Source organism: Dyella japonica DSM 16301, assembly GCF_001010355.1.
Classification (GTDB): domain Bacteria; phylum Pseudomonadota; class Gammaproteobacteria; order Xanthomonadales; family Rhodanobacteraceae; genus Dyella; species Dyella japonica.
In genome coordinates this window covers 67,422-81,003 of the sequence record NZ_JPLA01000013.1, presented here as the reverse complement: position 1 = coordinate 81,003, position 13,582 = coordinate 67,422, and the positions used below count along the sequence as shown (strand labels likewise).

The 13,582-nt window shown below is 64.7% G+C and carries 10 protein-coding genes; 6 read left to right on the top strand and 4 right to left on the bottom strand.

All coding sequences use genetic code 11. The features are described 5' to 3' along the window. Positions 1-18 precede the first annotated feature (18 nt). The 4 genes from Y882_RS05220 to Y882_RS05205 all read left to right on the top strand — a co-directional run bounded on the left by Y882_RS05220 (position 19) and on the right by Y882_RS05205 (position 5,505). Positions 19-732, top strand: a complete 714-nt coding sequence (locus Y882_RS05220) for a phosphorylase family protein (RefSeq protein WP_244466235.1) — start codon at positions 19-21, stop codon at positions 730-732. Between the two features lie 77 nt (positions 733-809). Continuing rightward, on the top strand, positions 810-3,422 hold the full coding sequence (locus Y882_RS05215; protein WP_211259120.1) for an MMPL family transporter: 2,613 nt from the start codon (positions 810-812) through the stop codon (positions 3,420-3,422). A 28-nt stretch (positions 3,423-3,450) separates the two neighbouring features. Next, positions 3,451-3,813 (top strand): copper resistance CopC family protein, encoded by a 363-nt coding sequence (locus Y882_RS05210; RefSeq protein WP_046970830.1) that lies wholly within the window; start codon positions 3,451-3,453, stop codon positions 3,811-3,813. A 36-nt stretch (positions 3,814-3,849) separates the two neighbouring features. Beyond that, positions 3,850-5,505: a copper resistance D family protein gene (locus Y882_RS05205; protein WP_046970829.1), complete on the top strand. Its 1,656-nt coding sequence runs from the start codon at positions 3,850-3,852 to the stop codon at positions 5,503-5,505. Between the two features lie 15 nt (positions 5,506-5,520). On the opposite strand, the gene Y882_RS05200 is transcribed toward Y882_RS05205, so the two are convergent. The 4 genes from Y882_RS05200 to Y882_RS05185 form a co-directional block, all read right to left on the bottom strand. After that, on the bottom strand, positions 5,521-6,387 hold the full coding sequence (locus Y882_RS05200) for a polyprenyl synthetase family protein (protein WP_046970828.1): 867 nt from the start codon (positions 6,385-6,387) through the stop codon (positions 5,521-5,523). A 92-nt stretch (positions 6,388-6,479) separates the two neighbouring features. After that, positions 6,480-7,688, bottom strand: a complete 1,209-nt coding sequence (locus Y882_RS05195; protein WP_046970827.1) for a 1-deoxy-D-xylulose-5-phosphate reductoisomerase — start codon at positions 7,686-7,688, stop codon at positions 6,480-6,482. Between the two features lie 45 nt (positions 7,689-7,733). Continuing rightward, positions 7,734-9,647 (bottom strand): 1-deoxy-D-xylulose-5-phosphate synthase, encoded by a 1,914-nt coding sequence (dxs, locus tag Y882_RS05190; protein ID WP_046970826.1) that lies wholly within the window; start codon positions 9,645-9,647, stop codon positions 7,734-7,736. A gap of 173 nt (positions 9,648-9,820) precedes the next feature. After that, entirely contained in the window at positions 9,821-10,600 is a 780-nt protein-coding gene (locus tag Y882_RS05185) for a ferredoxin--NADP reductase (RefSeq protein WP_425479411.1), read from the bottom strand. A 534-nt stretch (positions 10,601-11,134) separates the two neighbouring features. Here Y882_RS05185 and ahpC point away from each other — a divergent pair. Together ahpC and ahpF are read left to right on the top strand one after the other, a co-directional pair. Then, positions 11,135-11,698 carry an alkyl hydroperoxide reductase subunit C gene (ahpC, locus tag Y882_RS05180; RefSeq protein WP_046970824.1) on the top strand — a complete coding sequence of 188 codons (564 nt, stop codon included), beginning with the start codon at positions 11,135-11,137 and terminating at the stop codon, positions 11,696-11,698. Positions 11,699-11,856: 158 nt separating this feature from the next. After that, on the top strand, positions 11,857-13,446 hold the full coding sequence (gene ahpF, locus Y882_RS05175; RefSeq protein ID WP_046970823.1) for an alkyl hydroperoxide reductase subunit F: 1,590 nt from the start codon (positions 11,857-11,859) through the stop codon (positions 13,444-13,446). Positions 13,447-13,582: the final 136 nt, after the last annotated feature.

Sequence of the window (13,582 nt, the reverse complement as noted above, 5' to 3'; positions counted from 1 at the left end):
CCGGGTTCGGTGGGTATCGTGACAGCGCTTGCTTCGGAGGCGCGCACGCTGACGCGTCGGCGGCTGCGCGTGCGCACCGCGCTGGCGCTCGAGCATGGCGGCGCCTTGTGGCTCTCCGGCATGGGCCAGGAAGCCGCGCGGCAGGCGGCGCTGGGCTTGATCGAGTCGGGCGCGACCGCCCTGGTGTCGTTCGGCGTGGCTGGTGGACTTGCCCCTGGCCTGCGCAGCGGCACGCTGATCTGTCCGTCCTGCGTGCTCGACGAGCGCAGCCATGACTATCAGCCCGATCCCGTGTGGCGCGCATCGATCATCCGTCGGCTCGCCACCACGCAGTTGCCGCGCGCGGACGAAGGCACGCTGTTGAGTCTGCCCATGCCCTTGCTGAGCGTTGCGGAAAAAGGCGCGATGCGCGAACGCCACCAGGCCCTGGCCGTCGACATGGAAAGCGCCGCGATTGCCGCGGTGGCCGGCGAGTACCGCATACCCTTCGTGGTGTTGCGCGCCATCGTCGATGAGCGTGACGACAACCTGCCGCTCGAACTGCAGGCGGGCATCGACGCCTGGGGACGACCGCGCCTGGCACGCCTGCTCGTCATCCTGCTGCGCCACCCGCACCTGCTTGCCGAACTGCCCGGGCTGGTCGCGCGCATGGGCAAGGCCACCCGCAGCCTGCGCCTGGCAGCCGATGCGGCCGGCCTCGAACTGGGACGTAACGTGCCCCAGCCCTGCTAATCTGGAAACTTGTATTCGGATGTCAGGCCTGGCCTCGACGTGCGGCCGGCGGCATCAAAGCCTGGAGGTCCGACGGCGTGTTCAGAGCGATCCACAAAGGCCTGGTATGGATGGTCGACCGCAGCGGTCGATACCATCTCATCGTGTTGCTGTTGGCAGTGCTGCTGGCGGTGCTGAGCCTGTGGGGCGCATCCCGCTACCTGAGCATCGACACCGATGCAGACCATCTGTTTTCGGAAAAGCTGGCGTGGCGCCAGCAGAGCCGCGCCTTCGCACGCCAGTTTCCGCAATTCAGCGACACCCTCACCGCCGTGGTGCGTGCACCCACGCCGGAAGAAGCACGCATCGTCGCGCAGGCTCTCAACGTCAAGCTGCAGGCCGACAAGCAGCACTTCCACTCGTCCTCGACGCCGGGCATCAGCCCGTTCTTCAATCGCGAAGGACTCCTGCTGCTGCCACAGGACGAACTGGAAAGCACGCTGGACAGCATGCTGCAGGCCCAGCCGCTGCTCGGCCCCTTGGCCAAGGACACCTCGGCGCGCGGCCTGTTCAACGGCATCGACCTGATGGTGGAAGGCGTGCGTCGCGGCCTGGCCAACGATCTGTCCTCGTATGACGCTGCGCTCGGCAACGTGGCGCAAACCATGGAGGACGCGCTGGCCGGCAAGAACGCGCCGCTCTCCTGGCAGGCGCTGCTGACGCCTGACCTAGTGAGCAGCAGCGGCGGACAGGAGTTCATCCTGATCCATCCCGTGCTCGATCACACCGCTCTGGAACCGGGCAGCGCCGCGACGCAGGCGATGCTGCGCCTGGCCGACGAATTGCCCGAAGTGAAATCCGGTCGCGTGCACATCAACTACACCGGCTCGGTGCCGCTGGCCGACGAAGAATTTGCCTCACTGACCGATCGCGCCGGCCCCATCGCCATCGGCAGCAGCCTGTTGCTGGTGTTCTGGCTGGTGCTGGCGCTGGGCACCTGGCGATTGATCGTGCCGGTCATCATCACCTTGATCGTCGGCCTGATCTATACACTGGGATTTGCCGCGTTCGCCGTGGGTCGCCTCAACCTGGTGTCGGTGGCATTCGCGGTGCTGTTTGTCGGCCTGGCCGTGGATTTCGGCATCCAGTTCGGCGTGCGCCTGCACGCGCGCCAGTACAGCGATCGAACCTTCGACGATTCGCTGCATGAAACCGCCCATCGCGTGGTCAGCCAGGTGGGCCTTGCGGCGCTCGCCACGGCCTGCGGTTTTCTGGCGTTTGCGCCCACCGATTTCACCGGCGTCGCCGAGCTCGGCATCATCGCCGGCGTGGGCATGCTGCTGGCCCTGCTGTGCACGCTCACCGTACTACCCGCGCTGCTGAGGCTGTTGTCCAAGGGCTCGCCGCATGCGGAAGTGGCGCTGCCCGGCGGCGTCGCTGCCGATGGCTGGCTGCAGCGCAACCGCAAAGCGGTGCTCGTGACATTCGGCGTGCTCGGCGCGATCGGCGTCTGGTGCGCGATCACCATCCCGTTCGACGCCAACCCGCTGCACACGAAAAATGCCCGCAGCGAGGCCATGCGCACGCTCACTTCCTTGATGGAAGATCCCAACACCAACCCGTTCACCATGGACATCCTGGTCAAGGACCTGGCCACCGCCAAGGCGCTGAGCGAACGGCTGGGCAAGCTGCCGGAAGTGGCGCAAGTGGTGTCCGGCGTGGACTTCGTGCCCACGGGACAGCAGGACAAGCTCGATCAACTGCAGCAGGCCTCCGACCTGATGTACGCCGTGCTCAATCCCGGCGAAAAAACCGCGCCGCCCAGTTATGACGAGATGCGCCAGGCGGCCAAGGACACCAGCGAAGGCATCGCCAGCGTGGCCGACAAATTGGCGGCGAATTCGCCGTTGCGACGCATCGGCCAGGCCCTGGCCGGCCTGGCCCATGGCACCGACCAGCAGATGGCCACGGCCAATCAGGCGCTGACTCAATTCCTGCCGTACACGCTCAACCAGCTGGCCGACTCGCTGTCGGCCACGCCCATCACCATGCAGAGCCTGCCGGATGAACTCAAGCGCGACTGGTTCGCTCCCGATGGACGCGTGCGCGTGCAGGTGACGCCCACGGTGAAGGCGCAGAGCACCATGGGCCTGCGTCGTTTCGTGCAGGCAGTGCAGCAGATCGCGCCGGATGCGGCAGGCTCCGCGGTGGATACGATCAAGGCGGCCGACACCATCCTGATCGCCTTCCGCGAAGCTGCGATCTACGCCACCCTGGCCATCGCCATCGTGCTGATCCTGGTGCTGCATCGCGTGCGTGACGCCGGCATGGTGCTCGCCACCCTGCTGATGTCGGCCCTGCTCACCGCGTTGCTGGCGCGTCTGTGCGGCATCTCCATCAACTTCGCCAACATCATTGCCCTGCCCTTGCTGCTGGGCGTGGGCGTCTCGTTCAACGTGTACTTCGTGATGAACTGGCGCCAGGGCATGCAGCTGTTCCTGGGCTCGCCCACCGCGCGCGCCATCCTGTTCTCTGCGCTCACCACAGGCACAGCCTTCGGCAGCCTCGCCATCGCGCGCCATCCGGGCACGGCCAGCATGGGCACGGTGCTGCTGCTGAGCCTGCTCGCCGTGCTGCTGTCCACCTTCGCCTTCCTGCCCGCGATGCTCTACTCCGTGGGGCAGTGCAAGCAGCCCTTCAGCCAATCATGACCTGAGTCTTCATCGCCGGAGTCGATGCATGTTGCCTAGCCGTCGCATTCTCATTGCTGGACTTGCCCTGCTGTTGAGCATCAACGCACACGCCCATGCCATCCTGGTCGACAGCACGCCCAAGGCGCACGGCCACGTGCCCGTCGGCCACCTGGCGCTGAGCTTGAGCTACAACAGCAAGATCGATCAGACGCGCTCGCGCCTGGTGCTGATCGGCCCGGACAAAAGTGAAACGCCGCTCGCCATCGCGGCCAACGACAGCAAGCCCAATGAACTGGACGCCGTGGCTGAGGTGAAAGCCGGTGCGTATGTCGTGCGCTGGCAGGCACTGGCGCTGGATGGACATATCACGCGCGGCGAACTGCCGTTTTCCGTGACGGCAACACCCTGAGGACATTCCCGTTCAACGCTGACCAACGGCATTTCCGTGGCTCTCCTTGTCGATATCTTCGGCTACCTGAGCATCATCCTGCATGGCCTGGTGATCGTCGCCCAGTCCATGATGCTGGGCGGCCTGCTGTTCCTGGTTTTCCTGCTGCATCCGCTGGCTGCGCAACTCGCGCAAGGCGAGCAGCTCGAACAGCGTGTCGCGCACATGGCGCGCTGGAGCGCGTGGGCGCTGCTGCTATGTGAACTGGCGACGACGACGCTGCAGGTTTCCGTGCTGATGGCCACGGTCGAGCTCCCCTTCGGCAACGTCATGCAGGCGTCGTTCGCGGTGGCCGCCAGCGTCAAGATGCTGTGCGCGCTGGTCATCGCCCTGGGCCTCAGGCCATCCATCCTGGCGCAGCCCTACGGGCGATGGCTGCTCATGCTGGTTGGCCTGATCGAACTGGGCGCCGCCACCATGACCACCCATGCCTATGCGCGCCTGCAGAACAACGCACTGCTGTTGCTGGTGGAAGGCTTGCATCAATTCGGTGCCGCCATCTGGATCGGCGCGATACCCAGCTTCGTGCTGGTGCTGAAGCAGTTGGCCGACGCGGAGGGACTGCGGCGTGTCGGCTCCGGCTTCTCGCGCATGGCCATGCTGGGCGTGGCCTGCATCCTGGTGTCGGGCATCACCATGTGGGTGTACTACGTGGGCGACATGCAGGGCTTTTACGGCACCGCTTACGGTGTGATGGTGGGCGCCAAGATCGCCATGTTCGTCGGCCTGCTCGGTCTGGGGCTTGGCAATCTGCTGGTTACCGAGCGCTTGCGCAAGCGGCAGGATGCATCGGTGATCCGGCTGCGTCGCTTTGCCGAGGTGGAGATCGGCATCGGCTTCACGATCTTCTTTGCCGCGGCGTCGCTCACTTCCGTCCCGCCTGCCGTGGACCTGACCACCGACCGCGTGAGCCTGCATGAAATCGCCGAGCGCAACGCACCGGCGTGGCCACTGCTCGACTCGCCCGATCACGCCACGCTGGCCATTTCGCAATTGCAGGCGACGCTCGATCGCGACGCAAAACGCGACAACCACGAGGCGGAAGCGGCGACCCTGCCCGGCTCGGGCATCCTGCCGCCGCGCAATGCCCAGGACATCGCCTGGTCGGAATACAACCATCACTGGGCAGGCATCTTCGTGTGCCTGATCGGTTTGCTGGCCTTGCTCGCCAGCGCCGGCGTGCGCTGGGCGCGACATTGGCCGCTGCTGTTCCTGGCCATGGCCGGCTTTCTGCTGGTGCGTTCCGATCCGGAAGTGTGGCCACTGGGACAGACCGGCTGGTGGGCCGCATGGCGCGACGTGGAAGTGGCCCAGCACCGCTTCTTCGTGGTGTTGATCCTGCTGTTCGGCGCGTTCGAATGGGCAGTGCGCACGGGGCGTTGGAAGAGCGAGCGCGCCGCCCTGGTCTTTCCGCTGCTGGTCGCGGTGGGCGGCGCGATGCTGCTGACCCACAGCCATCAGATTTCCAACGTGAAGGACCAGCTGCTGATCGAATTGACCCACACGCCGCTCGCGCTCGCCGGCGTCACCGCCGGCTGGGCACGCTGGCTCGAAATACGCCTGCCTGGACGCGGCGGACGCATCGCCGGCTACGTGTGGCCTGCGTGCTTCATCCTGATCGGCGTGATCTTGCTGTGGTATCGCGAGGCCTGATCACCTCGCGCGTCATCAACGGATGCGATGCACCACCGCGTCGGCCAGCCCCAGCAGGTGCGCCGCACGCTCACCCAGCGGCAGCAAGGCGATGCGCGCACGCTCGCCAAGTTCCTCGGCCAGCGCCCGCGAGGCATCGAGGCCCAATAGCGATACATAGGTGGGTTTGTTGTCCTGCGCGTCCTTGCCGGGTGTCTTGCCCAAGGTCGCCGCATCGGTGGTCACATCGAGTATGTCGTCGACCACCTGGAAGGCGAGCCCTACCGCGCGCTGATACTGGTCCAGCGCGGCATGCAGCTCCGGCGACATCGTCGATGGCCCGGCGTGCGCGCCCATGAAGATCGACGCGCGCAGCACGGCGCCGGTCTTGAGTCGATGCATCCGCTCCAGCTGCTCGCGCGCCAGCACCAGGCCCACGCTGGCCAGATCGATCGCCTGCCCGCCGACCATGCCCTGCGAACTGCTCGCGCTCGCCAACTCCTTCAGCAGAGCGACCTTCTGGGCAGCCGTCGCCGGCAGCTCGCCAATCACCGCAAACGCCTGCGCCTGCAGACCATCGCCGACGAGAATCGCCATCGCCTCGCCGTAGCGCACATGCACGGTGGGCAGGCCGCGGCGCAGGAGGTCGTTGTCCATCGCAGGCAGGTCGTCGTGCACCAGCGAATACGCGTGAATCATCTCGATCGCGCTCGCTGCGCCATCGAGCGTGTCCAGCTCGGCGCCCACCAGCTCGCCGGCGGCATGGCACAACAGCGCACGCAAGCGCTTGCCGCCGCCCAGCGTGGCGTAACGCATGGCCTCATGCAGTGTCGCGGGCTCGATATCGGCCGCAGGCAGGTACCGCTCCAGCGCCTGCTCGGTGCGCTGCACGATCCGCGGCATCCACGAATCCAACGGCTCCACATCAGTGGCAGGGCTGGGCGCAACAGTCCTTAGTTGAACGGCTTCACTCACGGATACTTCTCCACATCACATCAATGAATCGCCACGACCGCGGGCGGCGTGGCCGGCAGCTTTGACACGAGCTGTCGCGCCGTGGCGCGGGCAAGCTCGTCACCGGCGAGTATGTCTTCCAACGTCGCGGAGACCCCCAACGCCGGCAGCTGAGCCAGCGTCCGTTCGATCACGCGGGGAATATCGGTAAAGCGAATCTGCCCATGCAGGAACGCATCGACGGCGATCTCGTTGGCGGCGTTCAAGGTGACGCTGGCCGTGCAACCGTCGCGCAGCACCTGCAACCCAAGACGCAGGCACGGGAACCGATCCAGATCAGGTGCATGAAAACTCAAGTTGGCCATGCGCGTGAGGTCGAGCGCGGCCACGCCCGAATCGATGCGCTCGGGATAGGCCATGGCATGGGCAATCGGCGTGCGCATATCCGGATTGCCCAGCTGCGCGAGCACCGACTGGTCCGCATACGCCACCATGGAATGAATCACGCTCTGCGGATGGATCAGCACTTCGATCCGCTCGGGCGGCAGATCGAACAGCCAGCGGGCTTCGATGACTTCCAGGCCCTTGTTCATCATCGTGGCTGAGTCGACCGAAATCTTGCGCCCCATCACCCAGTTCGGATGCTTGCATGCCTGGTCAGGCGTGACCTCGTCCAGCGTGTTCAGTTCGCGCTGCAGGAAGGGCCCGCCCGACGCGGTGAGAATGATGCGTTCCGCGCCGCCGCCCTTGCACGCGTTGGTGCTCAGGCACTGGAAGATCGCGTTGTGCTCGCTGTCCAGCGGCAACAGCGTGGCACCGTGCTGCGCCACGGTGCGCATGAACAGCGCGCCGGACATCACCAGGGCTTCCTTGTTGGCCAGCAGTATCTTTTTTCCAGCGCGCGCTGCCGCCAGCGAGGAGGCCAGGCCGGCGCCGCCGACGATGGCCGCCACCACCGTGTCGCAAGCCGACGCGCTGGCGACATCGACCAAGGCCTGCGGCCCGTACGCAACGGTGGTCGATAGCCGCGCCGCACGCAGTTTCTGTTCAAGCTCGGCAGCACCGTCGGCATCACCGACCACCGCCACCTCGGGTAGAAACGCCAGGCATTGCTCGAACAGACGATCCACGCGCTGATGGGCGGTCAGCGCAAACACGCGGAAGCGATCCGGATGACGCGCCGCCACGTCCAGCGTGCTGGTACCGATGGAACCGGTGGAACCGAGGATGGCCAGGCGCTGCCTACTCATCACATGGTCTCCGGTACAGCCGCTGGCTGGGCGCGTGCGACTTCATCAGGAACGCGCCTCTCGCGCCACGCTGCAACTGGGCTTGACCGACAACACCTTGTCGGTGAAACGCTGGATGGACGCACGAATGCCGTCCGCATCCAGGCCGTAATGGTTGAGCAATCCCGCCGGGTCGCCGTGCTCGATGAATTCATCGGGCAAGCCCAGGCGCAGCATCGGCACGCTGAAGCCGGCATCGGACAGATATTCCAGGCAGGCCGAGCCGGCCCCGCCCAGCACGCATCCCTCTTCCACCGTGACCAGCGCATCGTGCGTCTGCGCCAGCTGGCGTATCAGCGCCTCGTCCAGCGGCTTGACGAAACGCATATTGGCGACCGTGGCGTCCAGCGCTTCGGCCGCGGCGAGGCTGGGCGGCAGCATGGAGCCAAAGGCCAGGATCGCCACACGCGAACCGGCGGTGCGTGCCGTATGGCGGCGCACTTCGCCCTTGCCGATCGGCAACACCGTCATCTCGGCTTCGATGACCGCGCCCGGACCCGTGCCGCGCGGATAGCGGACCGCGGCCGGCCCGTCGTGCTGGACCGCCGTATGCAGCATCTGCCGGCATTCGTTTTCATCGGACGCCGCCATCACCACCATATTCGGCACACAGCGCAGATAAGCCAGGTCGAACGCGCCCATATGGGTGGCGCCATCGGCGCCGACGATGCCTGCGCGGTCGATGGCAAAGGTCACCGGCAGATTCTGCAGCGCCACGTCATGGATCAACTGGTCGTAACCGCGTTGCAGGAAAGTGGAATAGATCGCCACCACCGGTCGCAGGCCCTCGGTGGCCAGGCCCGCCGCAAAGGTCACCGCATGCTGCTCGGCAATGGCCACGTCGAAATAGCGCTCGGGAAAGCGTTTCTCAAACTCCACCAGGCCGGAGCCTTCGCGCATGGCCGGCGTGATGCCGACGATGCGCGGATCCTGCGCCGCCTCGTCGCACAGCCATTCGGAAAACACCTGCGTATAGCTCTTGCGCGCAGCCTTGGCCGCCGACACCAGGCCTACCTTGGGATCAAACTTGCCCGGACCGTGGTACTGGATCGGATCGGCCTCGGCCAACTTGTAGCCATGGCCCTTCTGCGTGATCACGTGCAGGAACTGCGGACCGCGCAGCTTCTTTAGGTTCTGCAGCGCGGGGATCAGCACGTCCAGATCGTGGCCATCGATGGGGCCGGTGTAGTTGAAACCGAATTCCTCAAACAACGGAGCGGGCACCACCATGCCCTTCATCTGCGATTCCAGCCGCGAGGCCAGATGGCTGATCGGAGGAATCGGCCGCAGCGCGTAATGCACACCCTGGCGCGCCTGCTGGTAGAAGCGGCTGGAAATCAGCCGACCGAAGCAATAGCGCAAGGCGCCGACCGGCGGCGAGATCGACATGTCGTTGTCGTTGAGCACCACCAGCAGCGGCGAGTCCTCCGACACGCCCGCATTGTTCATGGCCTCGAACGCCATGCCCGCGCTGAGCGCGCCATCGCCGATCACCGCGATGCTGTGGCGCTGCTCGCCCAGGATGCGCGCGGCGTGCGCCATGCCCAGCGCAGCGGAGATGGAGGTGCTCGAATGCGCCGTGCCAAACGTGTCGTAGCTGGACTCGGTACGCCGCGGAAAGCCGGAGATGCCGCCCCACTGCCGGATGCCGCCCATCGCTTCGCGACGGCCGGTAAGAATCTTGTGCGGATAGGACTGGTGCCCGACATCCCACACCAGGCGATCGCTGGGCGTGTCGAACACGTAGTGCAGCGCAATGGTGAGTTCCACGCTGCCAAGATTGGAGGACAGATGTCCGCCGGTGCGCGACACGCTTTCCAGAATGAAGGACCGCAACTCGCCGGCCAGCCGGTGTAGCGCCGGCATGTCCAGCTCGCGCAGTTGCGCCGGTGAATCGATAGTGCGTAGCAAATCGTACACGACGGACTCTCCTCGGGGCTGCCGGAGTCTCTATCTGGACGTTTCAGTACTTATGCCTACCGTGGCCAACCCGACAACATCACCGCATCAACACATTCACGGAGCGACGCCGCCATCCCGAACGCGATGCGCCAGGCAACGACCTCGCCATCATGCATCCTGCCCGCCTGCATTCACCTTTCGACGAAGGCACGCTCGATCACGTAATCGCCCGGCTCGCGCGTACGCGGCGAAGCCTGGAAACCGCGACCATCCAACAACGCGCTGGTGTCATCCAGCATCGCCTGGCTGCCGCACAGCATCACCCGGTCGGTGACCGGATTAAGCGGCGGCAGGCCCGCGAAATCGCTCATGCGTTCATCCACGATCGCATCGGTGAGACGCCCGCGATGGCGAAACGGTTCGCGCGTGACGCTGGGGTAATAAACCAGCTTCTCGCGAACCAGATCGCCCAGATACGTGTGCGAGGGCAGCTCCTGCTCCAGGTACTGGGCGAACACCAGGTCGCTGATGCGGCGCACGCCATGCGCCAGCACGACCCGGTCAAAGCGCTCGTAGGTTTCCGGATCGCGCACGATGCTCAGAAAGGGCGCCAGGCCGGTGCCCGTACCCAGCAGGTACAGATGCTTGCCCGGCTTCAGATCGTTCAGCACCAGCGTGCCGGTGGGTTTGCGGCTCACCATGATGGGATCGCCCGGCTTGAGGTGCTGCAGCCGCGAAGTGAGCGGCCCGTCGGACACCTTGATGCTGACGAACTCCAGATGTTCCTCGTAGTTGGCGCTGGCGATGGAATACGCCCGCAGCAGCGGCTTGCCTTCCACTTCCAGCCCAAGCATCACGAAATGACCACTATCGAATCGAAAACCCGGGTCTCGCGTCGTACGGAAACTGAAAAGGCTGTCGTTCCAGTGATGAACTTCCAGCACATACTCCGTCGCCAATGCCACCATCACAGCCACCGTTGCCAAGTGAAGAGATGCCTGCACGCGACCAGACGATTCGACACGCGAGACGGATCTGGCTGTCGAATCGCTGGACCGTCAGTGTCTTGGTACAAGTTTCCGGCAGTGGAAGTCAATCCTGCTTAGTGATGCTTTTTCGCAGTGGCGCGTTTCATGAAAAACATCGGAACGTATCGGCGAATAATCACAAGACAATCACAAGACGCCTGCTAACGGCCGCGCGCTTTTCGCGATCGCCAACGCTAGTTCACGTGTCCGACTTCGAACCTCGCCGTACACTCGCCGCAGCGTGAAGTGAGTCGCCCATCGCGACATCGGCGACGCATCGCCGCGCTGCCCTTGCAACGGACACGCCTGCCACCACTTCCCACCGGGGTCCAGGGGTCATGGGCTGGCTAGAATGAGCGCCCAGGCCACGTGTTCATAGCCAAGCTCAATGACTATGATGCCAACAATCAATTAGACCTATGGTGTCAAACCCCGTAGTCTTGCTACTCATCCACCACAACCAACGGAAAACAACCGATGTCGTTGATCAATACCGAAATCAAGCCGTTCAAGGCACAGGCCTACAAGAATGGCCAGTTCATTGAAGTGACCGATGCCACGCTGAAGGGCAAGTGGTCCGTGGTGGTGTTCTATCCCGCCGACTTCACCTTCGTCTGCCCGACGGAGCTGGAAGATCTGGCCGATCACAATGATCAGTTCCAGAAGCTGGGCGTCGACATCTATGCGGTCTCGACCGATACCCACTTCGCCCACAAGGCATGGCACGACACCTCCGACGCGATCGGCAAGGTGCAGTACACCATGATCGGCGATCCGACCGGCGCGATCACCCGCAACTTCGACGTGATGATCGAAGAAGAAGGCCTGGCGCTTCGCGGCACCTTCCTGATCAACCCGGAAGGCCAGATCAAGCTGTGCGAAATCCACGACAACGGCATCGGCCGCTCGGCTTCCGAGCTGCTGCGCAAGGTCAAGGCCGCGCAGTACGTCGCCGCCCACCCGGGTGAAGTGTGCCCGGCCAAGTGGCAGGAAGGCGACAAGACGCTGAAGCCGTCGCTGAGCCTGGTCGGCAAGATCTAAGTACGACAACAACGTCCTATCTTGCGGCCTGCTGCATCGGGCCGCCTTGGACCCGGCACCCCGCCGGGTCCTTTTTCCCCAAGTTCCAAGACGCACGCAACGCCCGGCAAAAGCCGCGGTGCCAGCAGCGCTCACCCCGAATAAAGGATGGAATCACCATGTTGGATGCCGATCTGAAGTCCCAGCTGCAGGCCTACCTCGAGAACGTCGTTCATCCGATCGAGCTGGTTGCATCGCTTGATCAAGGTGAGTCCTCGCAGGAGCTCAAGGCACTGCTGGAAGACATCGCGCCGCTGTCGGGCAAGATTACGCTGCGCCTGGACGGCACCGATGCGCGCAAGCCGTCGTTCGCGATCAACCGCACCGGCACCGACGTGGGCGTGCGCTTCGCCGGCATCCCGATGGGCCACGAGTTCACCTCCCTGGTGCTCGCCCTGCTGCAGGTCGGCGGCCATCCGTCCAAGGCCTCGCAGGAAGTCATCGAGCAGGTACGCAACCTCGACGGTCAGTACCGCTTCGAGACCTTCATGTCGCTCTCGTGCCACAGCTGCCCGGACACGGTGCAGGCTTTGAACCTGATGAGCGTGCTCAATCCCAACATCTCGCATGTGGCGATTGACGGCGCGCTGTTCCAGGACGAAGTGAACGAGCGCCAAGTGATGGCCGTCCCCACCGTTTATCTCAACGGTGAATTCTTCGACACCGGCCGCATGGAGATCGAACAGATCGCCGCGCGCCTGGATACCAATGCGCATGCACGCACCGCCGAACGCCTGAGCAACAAGGCGCCGTTCGACGTGCTGGTGGTCGGCGGCGGCCCGGCCGGCGCTGCCGCGGCCATCTACGCTGCCCGCAAGGGCATCCGCACCGGCGTCGCCGCCGAGCGCTTCGGCGGCCAGGTGCTGGACACCATGGCGATCGAAAACTTCATCTCGGTGCCGTATACCGAAGGCCCGAAACTGGCGGCCTCGCTGGAGCAGCACGTGCACGAATACGACGTGGACGTGATGAACCTGCAGCGCGCCGAGCAGTTGATCCCGGCCACCACCGAGGGTGGGCTGCATCAGGTGCGCCTCGCCAACGGCGCCTTGCTCAAGGCCAAGACGGTGATCCTTTCCACCGGCGCCCGCTGGCGCAACATGAACGTGCCGGGCGAGCAGGATTACCGCAACAAGGGCGTCACCTATTGCCCGCACTGCGATGGCCCGTTGTTCAAGGGCAAGCGCGTGGCGGTGATCGGCGGCGGCAATTCCGGCGTGGAAGCGGCGATTGACCTGGCCGGCATCGTCGGTCACGTCACCCTGCTCGAATTCGACAGCAAGCTGCGCGCGGACGAAGTCCTGCAGCGCAAGCTGCGCAGCCTGCCCAACGTCGACATCATCGTCAGCGCGCAGACCACCGAAGTGACCGGTGATGGCCAGAAGGTGACCGGCCTCAACTACACCGACCGCACCAGCGGCCAGCCTCACTCGGTGGCGCTCGAAGGCGTGTTCGTGCAGATCGGCTTGCTGCCCAACACCGACTGGCTCAAGGGCACCATCGCGCTGTCGCCGCGCAACGAAATCGAAGTCGACGCCCGCGGCGAGACCTCGGTGCCCGGCGTGTTTGCCGCCGGCGACGTCACCACGGTGCCGTACAAGCAGATCGTCATCGCCATGGGCGAAGGCTCCAAGGCCTCGCTGAGTGCCTTTGATTACCTGATCCGCCTGCCGGTGGAAGTGACGGAAAAAGAAACCGTCGCCGCCTGACGAAGCAGTTCCAAAGCCCGGTTCTGTGTTGCCGATCCCCCTCCCGGCGCACAGGGCCGGGCTTTTTTTGGCCGTCCGTTTGTGCTGACCACGGCCGCAGCCCAGTCATGGCGCGGCTTATAACCATGCGTGATGC